This window comes from Acinetobacter sp. CIP 102637 (assembly GCF_000368425.1).
GTDB lineage: Bacteria > Pseudomonadota > Gammaproteobacteria > Pseudomonadales > Moraxellaceae > Acinetobacter > Acinetobacter parvus.
In genome coordinates, this window is the sequence record NZ_KB849435.1 from 95,569 (window position 1) to 116,248 (window position 20,680).

17 protein-coding genes and 3 pseudogenes are annotated in these 20,680 nt (G+C 43.3%); 13 read left to right on the forward strand and 7 right to left on the reverse strand.

Annotation, left to right across the window (positions count from 1 at the left end):
• The first annotated feature begins 4 nt into the window (after window positions 1-4).
• Both rlmD and F967_RS03635 read left to right on the forward strand, forming a co-directional pair.
• Window positions 5-1,414, forward strand: coding sequence for a 23S rRNA (uracil(1939)-C(5))-methyltransferase RlmD (gene rlmD, locus F967_RS03630; protein ID WP_004798263.1), 1,410 nt, complete (start codon window positions 5-7; stop codon window positions 1,412-1,414).
• Window positions 1,415-1,445: 31 nt separating this feature from the next.
• Complete coding sequence (locus tag F967_RS03635; RefSeq protein WP_004798265.1) at window positions 1,446-3,752, forward strand: RelA/SpoT family protein; 2,307 nt, start codon at window positions 1,446-1,448, stop codon at window positions 3,750-3,752.
• Window positions 3,753-3,928: 176 nt separating this feature from the next.
• On the opposite strand, the gene F967_RS03640 is transcribed toward F967_RS03635, so the two are convergent.
• A complete protein-coding gene (locus F967_RS03640; protein WP_004798266.1) occupies window positions 3,929-4,702 on the reverse strand; it encodes an SDR family oxidoreductase in 774 nt (257 codons plus the stop codon).
• Between the two features lie 102 nt (window positions 4,703-4,804).
• Here F967_RS03640 and mazG point away from each other — a divergent pair, with 102 nt between their 5' ends.
• From mazG to yjgA, 9 genes are all read left to right on the forward strand, one after another.
• The gene (gene mazG, locus F967_RS03645; RefSeq protein WP_004798269.1) at window positions 4,805-5,611 is read left to right on the forward strand and encodes a nucleoside triphosphate pyrophosphohydrolase; all 807 of its coding nucleotides are present in this window, start codon (window positions 4,805-4,807) and stop codon (window positions 5,609-5,611) included.
• On the forward strand, window positions 5,580-6,008 hold the full coding sequence (locus F967_RS03650) for a ComEA family DNA-binding protein (RefSeq protein WP_004760823.1): 429 nt from the start codon (window positions 5,580-5,582) through the stop codon (window positions 6,006-6,008). The genes mazG and F967_RS03650 overlap by 32 nt, the downstream gene beginning before the upstream one ends.
• 139 nt (window positions 6,009-6,147) lie before the next feature.
• Window positions 6,148-7,605 (forward strand): polynucleotide adenylyltransferase PcnB, encoded by a 1,458-nt coding sequence (pcnB, locus tag F967_RS03655; protein ID WP_004798271.1) that lies wholly within the window; start codon window positions 6,148-6,150, stop codon window positions 7,603-7,605.
• The gene (folK, locus tag F967_RS03660) at window positions 7,602-8,090 is read left to right on the forward strand and encodes a 2-amino-4-hydroxy-6-hydroxymethyldihydropteridine diphosphokinase (RefSeq protein ID WP_004798274.1); all 489 of its coding nucleotides are present in this window, start codon (window positions 7,602-7,604) and stop codon (window positions 8,088-8,090) included. The genes pcnB and folK overlap by 4 nt, the downstream gene beginning before the upstream one ends.
• A gap of 39 nt (window positions 8,091-8,129) precedes the next feature.
• A complete protein-coding gene (gene panB, locus F967_RS03665) occupies window positions 8,130-8,939 on the forward strand; it encodes a 3-methyl-2-oxobutanoate hydroxymethyltransferase (RefSeq protein ID WP_004798275.1) in 810 nt (269 codons plus the stop codon).
• Window positions 8,940-8,942: 3 nt separating this feature from the next.
• Window positions 8,943-9,788 carry a pantoate--beta-alanine ligase gene (gene panC / locus F967_RS03670; RefSeq protein ID WP_004798277.1) on the forward strand — a complete coding sequence of 282 codons (846 nt, stop codon included), beginning with the start codon at window positions 8,943-8,945 and terminating at the stop codon, window positions 9,786-9,788.
• Between the two features lie 27 nt (window positions 9,789-9,815).
• Window positions 9,816-10,667 (forward strand): RNase adapter RapZ, encoded by an 852-nt coding sequence (rapZ, locus tag F967_RS03675; RefSeq protein ID WP_004798280.1) that lies wholly within the window; start codon window positions 9,816-9,818, stop codon window positions 10,665-10,667.
• The gene (locus F967_RS03680; RefSeq protein ID WP_004678316.1) at window positions 10,664-10,933 is read left to right on the forward strand and encodes an HPr family phosphocarrier protein; all 270 of its coding nucleotides are present in this window, start codon (window positions 10,664-10,666) and stop codon (window positions 10,931-10,933) included. The genes rapZ and F967_RS03680 overlap by 4 nt, the downstream gene beginning before the upstream one ends.
• Before the next feature lie 2 nt (window positions 10,934-10,935).
• Window positions 10,936-11,472 (forward strand): ribosome biogenesis factor YjgA, encoded by a 537-nt coding sequence (yjgA, locus tag F967_RS03685; RefSeq protein WP_004681698.1) that lies wholly within the window; start codon window positions 10,936-10,938, stop codon window positions 11,470-11,472.
• 244 nt (window positions 11,473-11,716) lie between these two features.
• Here the strand turns inward: yjgA and F967_RS14050 are convergent.
• Window positions 11,717-12,609 (reverse strand): annotated as a pseudogene (locus tag F967_RS14050) (IS3 family transposase); the annotation flags it as partial.
• An 82-nt stretch (window positions 12,610-12,691) separates the two neighbouring features.
• On the opposite strand from F967_RS14050, the pseudogene F967_RS03695 reads away from it, so the two are divergent.
• Both F967_RS03695 and omp38 read left to right on the forward strand, forming a co-directional pair.
• A pseudogene (locus tag F967_RS03695) lies at window positions 12,692-13,307 on the forward strand (IS982 family transposase).
• Window positions 13,308-13,667: 360 nt separating this feature from the next.
• The gene (gene omp38, locus F967_RS03700; RefSeq protein ID WP_004681691.1) at window positions 13,668-14,735 is read left to right on the forward strand and encodes an outer membrane protein Omp38; all 1,068 of its coding nucleotides are present in this window, start codon (window positions 13,668-13,670) and stop codon (window positions 14,733-14,735) included.
• Between the two features lie 48 nt (window positions 14,736-14,783).
• On the opposite strand, the gene F967_RS14280 is transcribed toward omp38, so the two are convergent.
• From F967_RS14280 to F967_RS03720, 5 genes and pseudogenes are all read right to left on the reverse strand, one after another.
• Window positions 14,784-14,945 (reverse strand): hypothetical protein, encoded by a 162-nt coding sequence (locus F967_RS14280; RefSeq protein ID WP_004678308.1) that lies wholly within the window; start codon window positions 14,943-14,945, stop codon window positions 14,784-14,786.
• 4 nt (window positions 14,946-14,949) lie between these two features.
• Window positions 14,950-16,155: an RtcB family protein gene (locus F967_RS03705; protein ID WP_004798284.1), complete on the reverse strand. Its 1,206-nt coding sequence runs from the start codon at window positions 16,153-16,155 to the stop codon at window positions 14,950-14,952.
• A 255-nt stretch (window positions 16,156-16,410) separates the two neighbouring features.
• Window positions 16,411-17,868, reverse strand: a pseudogene (locus tag F967_RS03710) (amino acid permease).
• 278 nt (window positions 17,869-18,146) lie between these two features.
• Complete coding sequence (locus tag F967_RS03715) at window positions 18,147-19,172, reverse strand: methyltransferase (protein ID WP_004798289.1); 1,026 nt, start codon at window positions 19,170-19,172, stop codon at window positions 18,147-18,149.
• 61 nt (window positions 19,173-19,233) lie between these two features.
• Window positions 19,234-20,592 carry a uracil-xanthine permease family protein gene (locus F967_RS03720; protein ID WP_004798291.1) on the reverse strand — a complete coding sequence of 453 codons (1,359 nt, stop codon included), beginning with the start codon at window positions 20,590-20,592 and terminating at the stop codon, window positions 19,234-19,236.
• Window positions 20,593-20,680: the final 88 nt, after the last annotated feature.

Sequence of the window (20,680 nt, forward strand, 5' to 3'; positions counted from 1 at the left end):
TCTTTTGAAACATAAAGCGAAACAGCGCCCAGCTCAATATCCAACATATATCTTTCAAATCGAAGCTTTTTCTCATGAGGGGCGAGGGATTGCGCATTATGGCACGCATCCTGATCATCCAAAAGAAAAGCACGGTAAGAAGGTTTTTATTCGTTATGCTCTCGTGGGTGAAACAGTACAAGCCAAGATTAGCAATCAAACTTCGCGTTTAGAAGAAGCGGATATGGTTAAGCTAGAAAGTGATGCGGCTGTGGGACGAGTCGATCCGATTTGTCCGCACTTTGGGGTGTGTGGTGGCTGTAGCTTGCAACATATTCATCCAGATGAACAGATTTTATTAAAACAGAATGTATTAAAGTCACATTTACAACATTTTGCTGGTTTACAACCAGAGCAATGGTTAGATCCAATCCGCTCTGAAAAAATAGATTATCGTCGTCGTGCTCGAGTCGGCGTTCGCTATATTGCTAAACAAAATCGTTTGGTGATGGGCTTTCGTGAGCATCACAGTAATCATTTAACACCGATTCAGCAGTGTCATGTTCTTGATCAGCATTTGTCCGAAAGTTTAGTAGAGTTGAGAAAACTACTCGAAAGTCTAACAGGCAAGGCCCATATTGGTCATATAGAATTGGCGATGGGAGATAGCGAGGTTGCATTGCTGATTCGTCATTTAGATGAATTAAATATTTCGGATGTCAACCAATTGCGTCAATTTACGTTACTCAGGGGATGGCAACTGTATTTACAGCCGAAAGGTGCGGAAAGTGTTCATCGTGTTGATGATACTCAAGCACCTATGCGTTTGCACTACAGTCTGGATGAGTTTGCGGTTAAATTTGCATTTTCACCTTTAGACTTTACTCAGGTGAATAGCGGTGTAAATGCAAAGATGATTCTCTTGGCATGTGAATTGCTAGATTTACAGAAAGGAGAGAGAGTGCTCGACCTATTTTGTGGATTGGGTAATTTTTCCTTACCTTTAGCACGTTGTGTTGGTGAGACAGGTCAGGTCGTTGGTGTTGAAGCAAGTGATGAGATGGTACAACGGGCAACTGAAAATGCGAAAGCAAATCAATTGTCTCAGGCGCTGTTTTTTTCACAAGATTTAACAAAAGACTTTTCGCATCATTCTTGGGCAAAACAGGGATTTGATGCATTATTAATTGATCCTCCGCGATCAGGTGCATTTGAGGTTATGCAATATGTACCTAATTTTGGAGCAAAAAGAATCGTTTATGTTTCCTGTAATCCATCAACACTGGCAAGGGATGCAGGTGTACTGGCACAATATGGTTATCAACTTAAAAAAGCGGCAGTAATGGATATGTTTACCCATACTGAGCATGTTGAATCAATTGCCTTGTTTGAAAAAATTGAGCAATTTGAAAAGACCCAAGAAATAAACGATTAGAGAATGAGTTACATATCCAGAGGAGAATGGTATGGTCACAGTACGTGAGCAGTTACCTGGACGACTCCATGAGTTGTCAGAGGAAACGACTGTAGAACATGCCGCTGAAGCGCAAAGTGGTCTGGTCTCTTGGCTAGATCGAGTGCGTGATATTTTGGATGGGGCAGAGCTAAAGCAACTTCAAAAAGTTGCAGAGCTGACCTTGGCAAAAGAATTAGAAACCACGGTTCATCATCGTACCAATACTTTTAGTACAGGTATTGGTATGGCTGATATTTTGGCGCATTTACATGTTGATGAAGATACATTGTCAGCGGCAGTGTTGTATCGAAGTGTGCGCGAAGGTTTAATTACTTTAGAAGATATTCAACAACAATTTGGCGAACAGGTGCTTGGTCTTGTACAAGGCACGCTTGCGATGGGTAAGCTCTCTGAATTGATTGAAAAAAATAAACGTTTAGAAGATCATTTTAATAACAATCAGCGTGAGCACTTAAACGGCATTTATAAAATGCTGATTTCGGTGACAGAAGATGTACGTGTCGTTTTGATCAAATTGGCTGAACGTACTTATGCTTTACGTGAATTAGCCAATGCAAGTAAAGAACGTCAAGAACGCGTTGCACGCGAGATTTTAACGATCTATTCACCGCTTGCACATCGATTAGGTATTGCACAGCTAAAATGGGAATTAGAAGATCTCGCTTTCCGTTACTTGGCGCCTGAGCGTTATAAAGAAATTGCGTCGTTGCTGAATGAAAAGCGTTTAGAGCGAGAGCAATATATTCAGTTTGTGATTGATAAGCTAAAGACTGAACTGGGTATGCATCATATTCAGGCCGAAATCACTGGACGAGTGAAGCACATTTATTCGATTTATCGAAAAATGAAAAGTAAAAATCTGAGTTTTGATCAGCTTTATGATATTCGTGCAGTGCGTGTATTGGTAAAAAGTGTACCAGACTGTTATCACGCTTTAGGTATTGTCCATCAGCTGTGGCGTCATATCCCGAACCAGTTTGATGACTATGTCACCAATCCAAAAGCCAACGGTTATCGTTCATTACACACAGCAGTGATTGCTGAAAATAAATCTTTAGAAGTACAAATTCGTACCTTTGAAATGCATAACGAAGCTGAACTGGGCGTTTGTTCGCATTTTAATTATAAAGAAGGTGCAAAAAATACCGATCATTCATTTAATCATCGTCTACATTCTTTACGTGCGGTATTGGAACATTATCAAGAGCGTACTGAAACAACGCCACATGGCGAAGATGAAGAGTCAAATGACATAGATCAAATTCAAGATTTTGAAAATTTTGAAAAGATTTATGTATTTAGTCGTGATGGTGATATTAAGGAATTACCACGAGGTTCAACGGTTTTAGATTTTGCTTACCATGTACATACTGAGGTAGGTAATAAGTGTTATGCGGCACGTGTCAATCAACGTTATGTGCCATTAACTTATACGCTGAAAACGGGTGAACAGGTTGAGATTTTAACCAAAAAAGATCGTGAACCGAACCGTGATTGGTTGGTGAACTCTTTAGGTTATATTAAAACTGCTCGTGCGCGTGACAAATTGCGGCATTGGTTTAGACAACAAGATCGTAGTAAGAATATTGAGGTGGGGCGTGAGTTACTCAATAAAGAGTTAGCACGCTTAGCAATTCACCCTAAAAGTATCGATCTTAAAGACTATTCATCTCATTTCAACCTGAAAGCGGGTGATGATATTTTAGTTGCTTTAGTCAGTGGTGATATCAGTTTGCATGCCTTGATGAATCAAGTGAATCGTCAGATGCATCTGGATCAGGATGAGCCTGAGCTGGTGTTGAAACCTGCCCTGAATCCACGTGCCAGCCATACCTTGTCTGCACATGGCATCCTGATTGATGGTCTGGACAATGTGGAGCTGCATATTGCACAGTGTTGCCAGCCTGTACATGGTGAGTCAATTGGTGGTTACATCACCTTGAACCGTGGGGTGAGTATCCACAAGATTGCCTGTCCTGATTATATCCGTATGACCACACAGGAACTTGAGCGTGCGGTTGAGGCGGACTGGGAAATGCAACCAACCCGTGGTCAGAGTGTGCAGATCGTGGTGGAGGCCTATGATCGTCGTGGCTTGCTTAAGGACCTAACCCAGGTGATTTTCTCAGACCAGATCAATATCCGTCAGGTCAATACCATTTCTGAGGCGGATGGCATTGCCAACATGAAACTGCTGATTGAAGTCAAAGGGTTGGCGCAATTGTCCCGTTTGTTGGCGCGTTTGGAGCAGCAGCCAGGCATTATCAGTGCCAGACGTTTGGTTCAAGGCAACTAATTTCGGCAGATTCATGACAGGATGATCTGTGATATACCCCGCGCAAAGTTAATATCAACCACAGGGTGATATTTAGATGCGGTGATGGAGGTTGATCAGCAGACATATCATGTATTTGATGAATTCGGTATCAAAGGGTGGCAACGGGCTTTAACCATGGTTGAAGCCCCTTTTTATTAGCGTTTAGATAGGAAAATATTCGTGAGGCGATTTAAAAACTGGGGGCTGATACTGGAAAGCTGGTACATCAGTTTGGTTTTTATCCCCACTGGCGTATGGGTTGGAATCAGCGCATGATTCTTCTGCTGGGCCAAGTGCAGCACCTGTTTTGCTACATCGGCAGGGGTTAGGTCCACCCCAATGTTCTGGATGCTGCCCGCATCCATATTCTTCACCATATTGGTCTGTACAAATAACGGCATCACATCCAGCACACGGATATTATATTTTTGCCATTCCACATCTAGTGCCTCGGTTAAACCACGAACCGCAAACTTGCTGGCGGAGTAGGAGGCTAAATCGGCCTGCCCATATATTGCCGAGGCTGATGAGAGGTTAATCACTCGGGCAAAACTGGATTTTTGTAGATGGTTTAATGCAGCATGACAGCCATTTAAAACCCCTTTGACATTAATGTCGATGGTATTGTGATGGGATTGAATGGGGGTGTTTTCAAATGCACCAGAATATAGAATTCCCGCATTATTCACTAAAATATTCAGTTCACCCGCCCAGTTTTTAAATTCCTGTAGTGCCATTTGCCACTGGCGATAATTGCTGACGTTTAGATAGCCCGCTTTGGCATTTTCGCCCAGTTCTTTGGCCAGAGCGTGTGCCTGTACCTCATTAATATCGTATATGCCCACTTTATAGCCGTGGTTGTGAAATAAACGCGCGATTTCAGCGCCAATTCCCTGTGCAGCCCCACTAATAAACACACTCTGTTGCATTGCTTTCCCTTACTTTATCTTGATATTTTTTGAATCCGTGTATATTACGCATAAGCAGTTTGCTGCTGCAACAATTTCGCTGTACCTAGTTTGGAGATCATCATGGAAAAGTTATTGGCAATCATGCAGGAGTTAAGACAAAAATGTCCATGGGATCAGCAGCAAACACCTGAAAGCCTGACCCGTTATGCGATTGAGGAAGCCTATGAGGTGGAGGCGGCCATTCGGGAGGGCGATGTAGATCAAATCCGCAATGAGCTGGGTGACCTATTGCTACAGGTGGTGTTCCAGTCGCAAATGTACACTGAGCAGGGTGCATTTAATTTTCATGATGTGGTCGATGCGATTAGTGAAAAACTGATCCGCCGTCATCCGCACGTGTTTCAGTCGGAACACTATCATAACCTAAACCCTGAGCAGGTCAGCGAATTATGGAAACAGATCAAGCAGCAGGAAAAGCAGGGTAAACCACAGTCACTTCTGGATGAAGTCAAGCATGCACCTGCCTTGGTACAGGCACATGAGATTCAGAACAAAGCAGCCCAGCTTGGATTCGATTTTGAAACGGTAAAAGATGCCTATGCAAAGCTGGATGAAGAACTGGAAGAATTACAGGAGGTAATTGCAACGCAGGAAGTCGATAAAATACAAGAAGAATTTGGCGACTGTCTATTTTCTTTAATCAATGTAGGACGTAAACTTGGGCTGTCGAGTGAGACCGCCTTGTTGGCGACAATTCATAAATTTAGAAGCCGCTTTGCTTTTATTGAACAACAGGCACAACGACAACACAAAGACTTGCAGGAAATGAGTTTGGCAGAAATGGATGAACTCTGGGAGCAAGCAAAACGACAATTAAAACCTGAGGAAAAAACCAATGACCTTGCCACATCCGTGCAGCAAATATAACGCTGTTTTATTGATTCTTTTATGTGTGGGGTGCCTTTCTCATCTGCATGCGCAGCAGTTTGACCAGTCTTATGGCCAATGGAAAGCCCAGCAGCAGGCACGGGATCAGCAGTTGGCGAAACAGCCTAACAACAATTATTATCTATCACGTCCAACACAGCAAACCAGCTCAAAGCCTGTTTCATCTTCTGTAAATCAGCAGGGTGATAAAATTAGCTTAAATCAGGCGAATGTACAGCAGTTACAGACCCTGAATGGTGTAGGCGAGAAAAAGGCTCAGGCCATTGTGGAATATCGCCAAAAGAATGGCGGATTTAAAACCATAGATGAATTGGTGAATGTGAAAGGGATTGGGCCAAAGTTGCTGGAAAAAAACAAGGCACGGCTGATGCTTTAAGGGAGATTTTGAAATGGTGTCGCTAATAAAGAGGCATGATCTGTTGAAACTTCAACAGAATAAATTGCCCTTTGTGTGGGTTGGAGCTATGATTAGCGACAAATTGTTATTTACGTCCTGACGTAGGAGACACTGTCTTTTGCAAACCTTGCGCGCGTCAAAATGTGGTCTGTCCACAGCTCAACTTCCTCCCTCAATTCTCGATGTGATTGATAGCCTGAACAAAGCTGGCTATGAGGCATATATTGTGGGTGGCGGTGTTCGCGATATGATGTTAGGTCTTAATCCAAAGGATTTTGACGCAGTCACCAATGCCACCCCAGCTCAGGTGAAAGAAGTTTTTGGGCGACGTTGCCGAATTATTGGACGGCGTTTTGAGTTGGCGCATGTCTACTCAGGCCGTGAGCTGATTGAGGTGGCGACTTTCCGTGCACCTCCGAAAAAAGCGGTGACCAGTGCATCTGGAATGATTCTTCGTGACAATAATTGGGGAACGATTGAGCAGGATTTTGCTCGTCGAGATTTTTCGATCAATACCCTGTATTACCAGCCCCGTAAAGGCATCGTACTCGATTTTTGCCATGCGGTTGATGATATTAAAACCCGTACCCTGCGTTTTCTGGGGGAGCCTGCCCAGCGCTTTGAGGAAGACCCTGTACGCATGCTGCGGGCCTTGCGTTTTGCCGCAAAACTGAATTTCCAGATTGATCAATCCATTCTTGATGCTTTCAGTGTTGAGATGACGCAGTTGCTGCGGGATGTTTCACCGCACCGTTTATATGACGAGTCACAAAAATTATTTACCATGGGACACCTGACCCAGGTTTTACCAATGCTGATTGAGTTTGGTGTTTGGAAACAGTTGTTTGCTGAAATTCCACCAAACCTTACTGCCTTTATTGAGCGTGCGGCACGAAATACTGACCAACGGATTCAAATTGGTAAAACCATCAACCCTGCTTTTTTCTATGCGGTGTTGCTATGGAAGCCATTTTTAGAGCGCTGCGATTTTTATCTAAATAAAGGTGTGGTGCCAGCGGAGGCCCGTGCACAGGCTGGGCTTGATGTGTTGAAACGTCAGGCAACCCGTACCATCATTCCGCGGTTTGCTGAAACCTTTATTCGTGAAGTATGGGAAATGCAAACCCGTTTGCTTAATCCAAAACCACAGCAGATCGAAGCCTTGGCTGGACATGCGCGTTTCCGTGCAGGCTTTGACTTCCTGCTGCTGCGTGAAAAATCGGGTGATAGCAGTACCGAGGGCATGGGCATGTGGTGGGAATCCTATCAGGAAATGACCACTGACCAAAAAGAAATCGCGATTCGCCAGTATAACCGCCAACGCAGTAAAAGCCGTCGTAAGGCCACTGAGGTTGTTGATGAGCCTAAAGTGACAGAAATTGAGCCTTTGGTCAATGTGCCTGAGCCGAAAAGTCGTCGTGGCAGAAAAGAACGTGTCAGGTCGGATGAGTCCACCCCCCGTTTTATGGAAAAGGCTTCAGGTGATTCCAGTCAGGTTGGTGCTGATCATCCAATTCTCAAGCGCAAACGGGTAAAACGTGATTTAAGCCAAGTGGTTTTTGGGCCAACGCAATGACCATTCGTACGTATATTGGGTTGGGAAGTAATCTGGGTGATTCGCAGCAGATTTTGCGTGAAGCAGTTGCCAGGTTGGCAGGTTTGGGACCAGTTCAGGTTTCCCGACTTTATCAAAGTCCGCCGATGGGTCCTCAGGACCAGCCAAATTATCTAAATGCCGTTGTTCAATTGGACACGACACTTGAAGCACTTGCCTTATTAGACCAATTACAACAATTTGAGCAAGAAGCAGGTCGTATTCGTTTAAGGCGATGGGGAGAGCGCACGCTTGATTTGGATCTATTGATTTATGGTCAAGAGCAGATTCAAAATGAACGTTTGACTGTACCACACATTGGTATTTTAGAACGTGATTTTGTGATCCTTCCCTTATTAGATTTAGATGCTCATTTACAGTTAAATGGCCATCCATTAAAAGATTTAGAACTAGTGCAGCAAGCAAACTTAACTGTAATCGCAGATCAATCTTGGGCAAACGCTTAAGACTGTTTCGTTCTGGAAATGCCTGCAGAGGATATCATCATGATTAGTCTAAGTGACTTAAGAAAGTTTAAAGCTGATGGACGTAAGTTCTCATGTCTTACTTGTTACGATGCAAGTATGGCTAAAGCGATGGAATTGGCTGAAATTGATACAATTTTAATTGGTGATTCTCTAGGAATGGCGATTCAAGGAAGAGATTCCACACTTCCTGTGACAGTTGAAGACATGGCTTACCATACAGCGGCTGTGCGCCGTGGTAATTCACATGCATTGATCATGACAGACCTGCCATTTATGAGCTATGCAACGCTGGAAGATGGCCTGAAAAGCGCCAAGGCGGTGATGCAGGTTGGCGCACAAATGGTCAAGATCGAAGGTGGCGCATGGTTAGGCGAGCTGGTGCAGGTGCTGACCCGTAACGGAATCCCTGTCTGTGTACATTTGGGTCTAACACCTCAATCAGTGCATGTGTTTGGTGGCTATAAACTCCAAGCCAGAACACGTGAAGCTGCGGATCAACTGATCGCAGACTGTCAGGCAGTGGTGGATGCTGGTGCTGCTGTTTTATTACTTGAATGTGTTCCCGCACAACTCGGCAAGGAAATTGCCGAGTTATTTCCAAATACCCCTGTGATTGGGATTGGCGCGGGCAATGAAACCGATGGTCAGGTATTGGTGGTACAGGATATGCTAGGTTTAACCTTTGGACGTGTTGCACGCTTTGTGCGTAACTTCATGAAAGAACAGTCTGGTGAAACCGCAATTCTGGATTCCTTTAAGGCCTATCATGCCGCTGTTCAGGACCAGTCTTTCCCTGCAAAAGAACATACTTTTCAAGTTGAGCTGTAATCCATGAAAACAGAAACAACCATACAAGGCTTGACCGCATCACTTGCTCCTGCACGCAGCACAAAAAAGCTGATTGGTTTTGTACCAACCATGGGCAACCTGCATGAAGGTCACCTGACCTTGGTGCGTGCCGCAAAGAAAATCTGTGATGTGGTGGTGGTCAGCATTTTTGTCAATCCGATCCAGTTTGGCGCGGGTGAAGACTTCGACAGTTATCCACGTACTTTGGAGCAGGATAGCCGTTTACTGGCGGATGTGGATTGCGACATTATTTTTGCACCCTCTGTAGAGCAGATGTATGGCACACAGCCACGCTTGACCAATATCAGTGTCGGTCAAATTACCGATGACTTGTGTGGTAAGTCACGTCCTGGCCATTTTGACGGTGTGGCGGTTGTGGTGACCAAACTGTTCAACATTGTACAGCCTAATTTCGCGTTCTTTGGGCAGAAGGATTACCAGCAGCTGGCGGTCATTCGCCAGTTGGTGCAGGACCTGAACATGCCACTGGAAGTAATTGGTGTGCCTATTGTCCGCGCAGAAGATGGCTTGGCTTTAAGTTCCCGTAATGGTTATTTATCTGAACAGCAACGCGCGATTGCACCCACGATTTACCAACTACTCAAGCAAGCCGAACAGCAACTGCATGAGGGGCACGCACTTGCGCAGGTACTGGAAAGTATCTCTAACCAATTGACACAGGCAGGCTTTGTTGTCGATTATGTGGAGGCCCGTCAAACAAATTTACAGCCAATTGCGCAGTTTGATCGAAATGTGGTTTTATTTGTTGCGGCAAAACTGGGTACAACACGTTTGATTGATAACCTACAGGTCGACTTTAAAACTTAAAACTAGAAAATAAAAAGGGTAAACGTCATGAAGCGTATTCTTATCGTGACAGGACAATCAGGCTCAGGAAAATCCTCTGCATTACAGGTGCTTGAAGACTTGGGCTATTACTGTATAGATAACCTACCTTTGGCGTTGTTGCCTGAAATTGTGTCAAAACTGGATTACGAGAATAATCTTGAGCAGTTGGCTCTGGGCGTTGATGTCCGTAGCACCCGTGCCGATATGCAGGAGTTTGACCATGTTTTTGAACAATTGCAAAAACACGGTACGGTCGATATCATTTACCTGACTACCCAGGATCAGGATCTGGTTTCCCGCTTTAGCGCCTCACGTAGGCCGCATCCGCTGGCAAACCGTTTTAACAGCCTGTTGCAGTGCATAAAGGAAGAAAAACAGCTTCTGATTCCGATCCAGTTCCGTTCCACCGTGCATATTGATACCACCGATAAAAGTGTCCATGATTTAAAGCATATCCTACTGTCCAAACTGGGTCAGTCGGACAAGTTGATCGTGATACTGCAATCATTTGGCTATAAGCATGGCATTCCGCTGGATGCGGATTATGTGTTTGATGTACGTCATCTGCCTAATCCACACTGGGATTTGGAACTGCGCCGTTTTTCAGGTTTGGATGAACCTGTGCGCCGCTTTTTAGAGGGTAGTCAGCAAACCAACGAGATGTTTGAAGATATCAATCGCTTTCTGGAAAAGTGGTTGCCCGCTTTCGCAGAGGGGCATCGCCATTACATGACCATTTCAGTGGGATGTACGGGTGGGCAGCACCGTTCGGTTTATATTGTGGATAGACTCAAGCAGGCCCTTGAGGCAAAATGGACTGTCCAAATCTTACATAGAGAAATGAAGCACTGGTCATGATAGACACAACAATTGATGTAATTAATAAACTCGGCTTACACGCACGTGCATCTGGTAAACTGATCGAGGTAACCACCAGGTTTCGTTCCTCCATTCAAATTGGCAAGGGCGACAAGCTGGTTGATGCAAAGAATATTATGTCATTGTTGATGCTGGGTGCGGGTAAGGGCACCACACTGAGACTGGTGATTGACGGTGCCGATGAAGACAAGGCACTGGAAGAAATTCAAACGCTGTTCGCAGCAAAATTTTACGAGGCAGAATAATAGTGGCACGTGGACCCCAGCGTTATACCGATGAAGATTTTGAGTCATTAGAAGGGCGTGCGAGTCGAACCGAGCAAAAAAAGGCGGTTCAGCGTATGGCAGCCTTGGGTGAGCAACTGGCTCAACTCAATCCAAAGCAGATTCAAAAACTTCCTGTCGATGAGCGCCTAATTGACGCATTGCTTGAAGTGCAGAAGATCAGCTCATTTGAGGCACGTCGTCGCCAGTTCCAGCGTGTGGGCAAGTTACTTCGCAATGAGGATGAAAGCACCATTTTATCCTATTTAACACCGCAGCAGGGCGCGAAGAAACAAATGCAACTGATGCGTTGGGTAGACCGTATGATTGACCAGGGTGATCCAATTATTAACGAGTTCAGCAAGGTGTTTAACGCCTCTGAACGTCATACCCTACGCCAGCATGTACTGCGTATTCATCGGGATATCAAGCAGCAGGTCAGTGAGGAGGAGCTTGAAGCCTCTAAACGCAAGTTTGTCAACTATGTACAGCAAGTGGCCTTGTTATCAGATCAGGGTTAAAGCTCCAAAGATTATGTCTCAAAACAAAATATTCTTGTAAATTCTGTTTGAAATACACTCAAATTGAGCACATAAAAGTAATCGTCCGCTGAACACACCTTATGAATTCGTCCTTTAAGCCTTAATTTAGTCCCCACTTAAAAACAAGTGGGGACTTAAATTTATGACTACAAATAACCAGACAGAGGTGGTCCCACTTGTTTGAACAACTAAAAGCTTATTTATAAGTGATATTTTGCTCTAGTTAAGCTACCTTATTTTGTTGTGGTAGCTGGTCATAGGAAAACTCATCTGGAGTCATTTTGTCCAGACTCGAATGAGGTCGTTTCAAATTATAAAATTCAAAATATGCGTTTAATTGCTTCTTCGCATCCAAAACATTGCTGTAGGCTTTGAGATACACCTCTTCATATTTAACGCTTTTCCATAACCGTTCAACCATCACATTATCAATCCATGAGCAGTATACTGCGCAAGTTTACCATCCATGCTGATTTGGATGTCATTTGATTTCAATGCTTCAATAAATGCATCACTGGTGAACTAACTGCCTTGGTCTGTATTAAAGATTTCAGGTCGGCCATATTTTTTAATCGCTTCATTTAAAGCCGAAATACAAAAATCCACCTCCATACTCATCGATACCCTATGCGCAAGTACCTTGCGGCTATGCCAATCAATCACAGCACATAAATAAACAAAACCTTTTGCCATAGGGATATACGTTATATCCGTAGACCACACTTGATTACTCCGCTGAATACTCAATCCTTTGAGCAGATGTGGATATTTACGCTGAGCTTGATTGGCCTGACTTGGATTTGGTTTACGATATAACGCATTAATGCCCATTTTCTTCATTAAAGTACGTGTATGACGTCGTCCTATAGGATGTCCTTGACGATTCAACCAATCACGCATCATACGGCTACCTGCAAAAGGATATTGCATATGTAATTCATCCATACAGCGCATCAGCTTCAGATCTGATGCACTCGCAGGTTTTGGGCGATAGTAATAACAACCACGGGAGACTTTCAGCAGCTTAGCTTGCTTAGATACTGAAATCTGAAGTGAGTCGTCGATTAACTTTTGTGGTTGAAGCGGACCAGTTTCTTCAACACACTTTCTAAAAAAACGTGAATTCGGGATAAGGAAGTTGTAAAAGGATAGGCATTTAAGTCAAAATTTAACCATGACAAAAAACAATGATCTCAAAATGCCTATCGACACACCGCTTACAACACTTTTCTGCCTAATTGATGATTTCTGCACTGATATTTCAGAGCAGGTTGAGCAATACATGCTCACTTGTGGCAAGATTAATCGTGTATTTGCCGATAGTGCAACTCGGGGGAAAACTTCTGTCGGCTGGTTTTATGGTTTTAAGATTCATTTGATTTGTGATCATATCGGACGCTTAATTTCTTATTGTATTACAACGGGTAACGTAGATGATCGTAAAGTATTGCCCGATCTAATTGAACATTCACAACTCACAGGTAAATTGTTTGGTGATCGTGGCTATGTGGGTAAGAATTGGAGATCTCGTCTTGCGGAAGTCGGTGTTCAACTCCTCACACGAGTAAAAAGAAATATGAAACCCCAATCCCTGGATGCTTTTGATAGTGCAGTATTAAGAAAACGAGGAATGATTGAAGCTCTCATCTGATGAAAAGCCAGTTTGATCTTGAACATACTCGCCACAGATCAAAAATAGGGCTACTGACTACAATATTTGCTGCTTTAACATTATATGCTTTGATGTTTGTAAATGGATATAAGTCTGGGATTCAGCAGATTTTAAAAAACCGATTGAATTAAAATCTGCTTAAACCGAATTCACGTTACATAAGTGAATCATTAATAAAACGAGCAGAAAAAGTCTTGTTCTATATTTGAAAGAAATGTTGGAATTGTTTAGTCTTATTGAAAAGTTTTTGATTTTTGATTAAAAAATGATAGACTTCATGCGCTAGAACAACGTTGCATGAAAATTTACTTAGCTGCTATCTTGAGTGGGGGATAATATCTTTCGAGAGTCGAGGGCTAAATATTGCTAAATGCTTGGAAAATTTCTCAAGTGTTTGTATGATTCAACGTGAAATGAATGACTGAGACAGATAGAATAAGTCATCAGTGTTCAAAAAATTACTAGAGCAAGCTTAAATAATTTTTATCTTTGGAGGATATCCATGAAATTGAGTCGTATTGCACTTGCTATGCTTGTTGCTGCTCCTTTAGCTGCTGCTAACGCGGGCGTAACAATCACTCCATTATTGCTTGGTTACACATTCCAAGACACTAAACACAACAATGGTGATAAGCACTTAACTAACGGTGGCGAACTACAAGACGATTTATTCGTTGGTGCTGCTATTGGTGTTGAATTAACACCTTGGTTAGGTTTCGAAGTTGAATATAACCAAGTTAAAGGTGATGTTGACAGCCTTGCTGCTAACTCTGAATATAAGCAACAACAAATCAACGGTAACTTCTATGTTACTTCTGATTTGATCACTAAAAACTATGACAGCAAAATCAAGCCATATGTATTGTTAGGTGCTGGTCATTACAAATACTCTTTTACTGATGCTAATGAAGCAGAGTTAGGTCGTGTTGGTCGTGGTTTGAAAGAAGAAGGTACTCTAGGTAATGCTGGTATCGGTGCTTTCTGGCGCTTAAACGATGCTTTATCTCTTCGTACTGAAGCTCGTGGTACTTATAATATCGACGAAGACTTCTGGAACTACACCGCGCTTGCTGGTTTAAACGTTGTTCTTGGTGGCCATTTGAAGCCTGCTGCACCAGTAGTTGAAGTTGTTCCAGTACCAGTACCAGTACCAGTACCAGTTCAGCCGCAGCCACAAGAGATGACTGAAGACCTTAACATGGAACTTCGTGTCTTCTTTGATACCAACAAGTCAGACATCAAGCCGCAGTACAAGTCTGAAATTGCGAAAGTGGCAGAGAAATTGTCTGAGTATCCGAATGCGACTGCTCGCATTGAAGGTCACACAGACAACACGGGTCCACGTAAGTTGAACGAACGTTTATCTTTAGCTCGTGCCAACTCTGTTAAGTCTGCACTTGTGAATGAATACAATGTTAACGCAACTCGCTTGACAACTCAGGGCTTCGCTTGGGATCAACCGATTGCAGACAACAAGACTAAAGAAGGTCGTGCTATGAACCGTCGCGTATTCGCTGCGATCACTGGTAGCCGTACTGTTGTTGTACAACCAGGTCAACAAGCTCAGTAATTGAGTCTTGATGATATGAAAGGGCGGCTCAATTGAGCCGCTTTTTTACTAGAGCCAAGCAGTTTTGTTCAGGAACTTTTTGGTATCTTTACGTTCCTTACGATGTTGGGCTTTCGGTTTTTCGCTTTCATGAATGCCTCCCTTGTGAAGTAAGGGAGAGAGTGCAACAGGATTGCGAGCCTTAATTTTTGGCATATCTTTAAGTTTCATCGTATTAGCCTTTAATACATAAAATTTGTTTGAGTGTATGTACAATTTCAATCAAGTCAGACTGGTTTGCCATGACTTGATCAATGTCTTTGTATGCACTTGGAATTTCATCAATCACCCCTGCATCTTTACGGCATTCAATCCCTTGGGTTTGTTGAATCAAATCATCTTGACTAAACAAGAGTTTTGCCTTGTTGCGACTCATTTTCCGTCCCGCACCATGTGAGCATGAACAGAATGATTCAGGATTTGCCTTGCCCTTAACAATATAAGAGCGAGCACCCATTGAACCTGGGATGATACCGAGTTCATCCTGACCTGCCCGAATAGCGCCTTTACGGGTAATTAATAAATCTTCGCCAAAGTGATTCTCCCGACTGACATAGTTATGGTGGCAATTAATCGCTTCTTTAGTCATTTGAAAGGGGGGGAGAAGTGGGCGAATGGCTTCCAGAATTAGTCGCATCATTTCCCGACGATTCTCAAAAGCATAGTTTTGTGCCCATTCCACTGCTTCCACATAGTCATTGAAACTGGCTGAACCCTCAGCAAAGTAGCTTAAATCCTTGTCAGGGACATGACCAAAACGGTGCTGTGCTTCTTTCTTTGCCAGTTCGATAAAATAGGTGCCAATCACATTACCCAAGCCGCGACTACCTGAATGCAGCATGATCCAGACATCCTGATTTTCATCCAGACATAGCTCAATAAAATGGTTGCCACCACCTAAAGTACCGAGTTGTTTTTGCCAGGTTGCATCAAACTTTCGCAGCATCCGAACCAAGCCTGGATGTTTTTGAATGATCGGCTGCAAGCGTTTTTCCAATGGAATAATGCTGGAAGCCTTGGCTTTGATTTGCTTGTGCGATTCAAAGCCGACAGGCACCTTGCGTTCAATTGCATGCCGTAACGGTGCAAGATTGTCTGGTAATTGGGATGCCTTGAGGTTGAGTCGAACTGCATTCATGCCACAACCAATATCCACACCTACCGCCGCAGGAATAATCGCGTTTTTGGTTGGAATCACGCTGCCAACGGTTGCACCCTTACCCACATGCACGTCTGGCATGACAGCAATATGTGAATAAATAAATTGCAGTTGGGCCATTTTCTTGAGTTGTTCAATACTGTCGCTATCAATGTCGTTGGTGAATATTTTCACTGGAACGCCATAATGCGCTTCTGCATTGAGAATTTTTTGTATGCCCATTTTCTTATCTCGGTCATTTTAATTTTTCTGTCCGAATAGGCGTAAAAAAACCTAGCGAATGCCAGGTCTAATAAAGCATTCGGACAAGTGATCAGCAGATTTGTCACTTGTCCGTGAGACGACAACGTGCCAAACCTTAGTAAGTTATTCCTTGTAGTAATGGCATGATGTTGTCCTCCTATAAAATAGTGCCGTTGAAAATATGAGCGTGAATTTTACTCAAATTTTCATAATGGTCAAGTAAAAAATGGTTTTTTATTCGCCCTCTTTCACATTCATGTCTTTGTAGGCAATCAGTTTGGTTTTATGTTTCCATTTATAGCCTAACCAAATGATCAGGAATAATGGAATGCTGATATAGGTTGAAAGTAAGCCTAACCAGTCAATTTTGCCACCCAGAACTGCCTGATAATTTTGACCTAAAATAATGACTGAACAAAGAATAAATGCAAACCAAGGTGCGAATGGGAAGAACTTGGCACGGTAGGCAAGGTCTATGATTTTATAGCCCTGTGCTGTATAGCCTTTGCGGAAACGGTAGTGTTAAATGGCAATGCCGAGCCAGACGATAAATCCGCACATGCCTGACATATTCAACAACCAGTTAAAAACCTGTTGCTCGCCAATAAAAGTGGTCAGGAAACAGAGCGCCGCAACGGCTGTGGTTGCATACAAGGCATTCATGGGAACGCCACGAGTATCCAGTTTGGAAAACCATTTTGGCGCACGCCCCTCTTTTGCCATATCAAACAGCATGCGGGTAGAGGAGTACATCCCAGAGTTACCCGCAGATAAAATCGCACTCAGAATCACCGCATTCATTAAGCCTGCGGCAAAGGCCAAGCCCGCTTTTTCGTACAGTAAGGTAAAGGGTGACAGGGCAATATTTTCACTTTCGGCTGCATGTAATAACAGTGGATTATCATAGCTGACCAATGTACCAATGATAAAAATACACAGGATATAGAACAGCAAAATCCGCCAGAAAATCTGTTTAATCGCCAATGGAATGGTTTTCTTTGGGTCTTTGGATTCACCTGCGGCAACGCCCACCATTTCAGTGCCCTGAAAAGAGAATCCCGCAATCATGGCGACCCCGACCAGGGCTTGCAGCCCCCCCACAAAAGGCGCATCCCCCTTGGTCCAGTTGCTCCATACCGATACATCAGGTGTAAGCATGATTTTTACAATCATGGCAATCCCAATGATGATAAAGACGATAATCGCAACCACTTTAATCATGGAAAACCAGAATTCGCTTTCACCAAAGCCTTTGACGGTCATGGCATTAATGCCAAAAATCACGGCAAGGAAAATGGCACTCCAGTAAAAACCTGCAATCTCAGGAAACCAGAATTTCATAATGAACTGTACCGCAACCAATTCAAAAGCAACAGTAATTGCCCAGTTATACCAGTAGTTCCAACCCAGTGCGAAACCAAAACCCTCTTCGACATAGCGGCTGCCATAGGTAAAGAATGCACCAGAGCTTGGGTTATGGGTGGCGAGTTCTCCCAGACTGGTCATCAGAAAATAAATCATGATACCAATTAAAGCATATGCCAATAACGCACCACCTGGACCTGCGGTGGCAATGGTAGAACCCGAAGCAAGGAATAAGCCTGTGCCAATTGAACCGCCAATGGCAATCATATTTAGGTGGCGTGCCCCAAGCTTACGCTGGAGATGCTGGGGAGCAGATGTATCGCTCATAAAAATTCCTTAAACTGTATAAGGGTCTGTTGACACTTTATATATGGGTTGCGTTATAGGCTGAAATTTCATCAATCAAGGCATGAAACGAAAGTAATAGCGACTCTATTACTAAGTTTTATAACGAAGAGTGAGGGAATTTCAACCATAACCCTTCGGGGCAGGAATATTTTTTGCCGCTATAGCGTTATGGCTGATTCATTTAGAATCACTAAATTTCATCACCCATGCCTTATACCGCCTAAAAAATATTCTCTGCCGCAACCATAGATAAAGTATCAGCTGACCCTGTTTGCACAGGCATATAACACCTTGAATCCCTGTTGATCTGCTTTCACAAGACATTGACCAAAGCTCTGCTCAATCAGAGGTGGATAATTTAGAAAACGATTGGCGACAATCCATAGCTCGCCTGAGCTATTCAGGTGAGATTTGGCAAGTTGGCAGAGTTCTTCACTTGCATGGTAATTGGTATGAATACCCTGATGAAAAGGTGGATTACTGACGATGGCATCTAGATCTTTAGGTGCATCAACAAAACCTGTGACAGGCTGTAGATGTAGCTGTGCTAAATTTAAACCGTTTCGTTGAAATGTCAGTTCAGTGGAGCGTAATGCAAATGCATCAACATCAAGTGCAAAAATGTGCTGGTTTGGATTAAGTTTGGCTAAATAGGCACTAATAATTCCAGCACCGCAACCAAAGTCGGCAATCTTGCCTGATTTTATTTGATTCAGGTAAGGCAATAATACGGCTGTACCGACATCTAAATGGTTCTGGCTAAATACACCAGGTAGGGCGGTGATTTCTAGCTGCTCTTCTCCAATCTGAATGCTATAGCTTTTAATCCAATGTTCAAGTGGCTTTAATTGCCCAGTTTTTTCGATGATCATCTGCCAAAGTTGACAATGACGTGCGCTGTCAAGTTTCAGGGTTTTACCGTATTGCTGCAATTGTTTGGCAGCACGTTCAACACCGCCTTTTTTTTCACCTACTAAAAATACGCTTTGACCGAGTGTTAACTGGCTAACCACGACATGAAGAATATAATTCAATAACTCTTTAGATTTTGGAACGAAAATAACAACCTGATCAAAACTTGCTTGTGGCAACTCAACTGAAAAATATGAATTTATACCACCGCTTTGAAAACCTTGATGATCAGCATAATTCCAAGTCCAGACAGACGCTTGTACTTGACTAGGTAAATTTTTGGCGAGTTGGTCGTTGGGCGCATTAATCAGTAAAACTTGCCCATTTAAATAATCTTGTTGTCTTAAAACAACTTCACTACGTGGATCCATTTTGATCTCTCATCAAAAACAAAGCCCAGTGGTAAAACTGGGCAGTGCGATTGCCAGATGGTTATTTGTGCGTTTCAGGTAAAACAATATTTAAAATCAAAGCGGCAATACCACCTGTTGCCACGCCTGAACTAAAGATGTTTTTAAATAGTTCAGGTAGGTGCTCCAGAATCTGGGGAACCTGCGCCACGCCTAAACCCAGTGCAAGGGAAATGGCAACAATCAATAATGCGCGGCGGTCTAACTGGATGCTGGCAAGGATATTGATTCCAGACGCAGCAACAGCACCGAACATCACCATTACCGCACCACCGAGCACAGCTTGGGGTACAGCCTGAATGACCGCTGCAACAGCAGGGAATAGTCCCAAAATAACCAGCAGGATGGCAATCCAGATCCCGACATAACGGCTTGCCACACCTGTCAATTGGATGACACCATTATTTTGAGCAAACACAGAACTTGGGAATGTATTGAAAATACCCGCCAGAAATGAGTTCGCACCATTGACCAATACACCACCCTTAATTCGTTGCATCCAGATTGGACCATCAACAGGCTGATTGGAAATTTTACTGGTGGCGGTCACATCACCAATCGCTTCCAGTGAAGTGACCAAATAGATAAATGCCATTGGAATAAACAGGCTCCATGAAAAGCTTAATCCAAAGTGCATTGGGATGGGAATCTGGATCAGTGGCGCATCCTGCAACACAGAAAAGTTTAAATGTCCCATAAATCCAGCAAGGATATAACCAATCACCAAAGCAATTAAAATTGCTGAACTTTTCACCCAAATTATACGGATACGATTGAGTAGAATAATAATTCCCAGCACAGTACAGGACATGATCAGGTTATCTGCATTGGCAAAGGTATTGTCCTGCATCGCAGTATAACCACCACCCATGCTGATCAAACCCTCTTTAATCAAGGTTAAGCCAATCAGCAAAACCACAATGCCTGTCACAAGTGGAGTAATCAGCTTTTTAACCCAGGGTAGAATTCTGGAGACACCCATTTCGATGAATGAACCCGCAATTACCACCCCAAAAATAGCTGCCATCACCTGTTCAACGGATGTCCCTGCTGCAACCATGGCACTGCCAATCCCAATGATCGGACCAATAAAATTGAAGCTGGTCCCTTGCACAATCAGCAATCCTGCACCAAATGGTCCAACTTTTTTGCACTGTAAAAAGGTCGCAATCCCTGAAATAATCAATGACATGGACAGGATCATGTTGGTGTCTTCGCGGGACACGCCAAGTGCCAGACAGATCAATAATCCTGGGGTTACGATAGGCACTAGGATTGCCAAAAGATGCTGTAACGCGGCTAAAAATGCAACAAAAGGTTTCGGTTGATCATTGAGTCCATAGACCAGATCAAGCTGTTGTTGAGGTTGGGAATTTGGCATGGGAGTATAAAAAAGCGATAAGCATTAGTGGAATATTCTAATAGAGTTGGCCTACTTTACCAACGATTCTGTAACGTTTCGTCAGAAA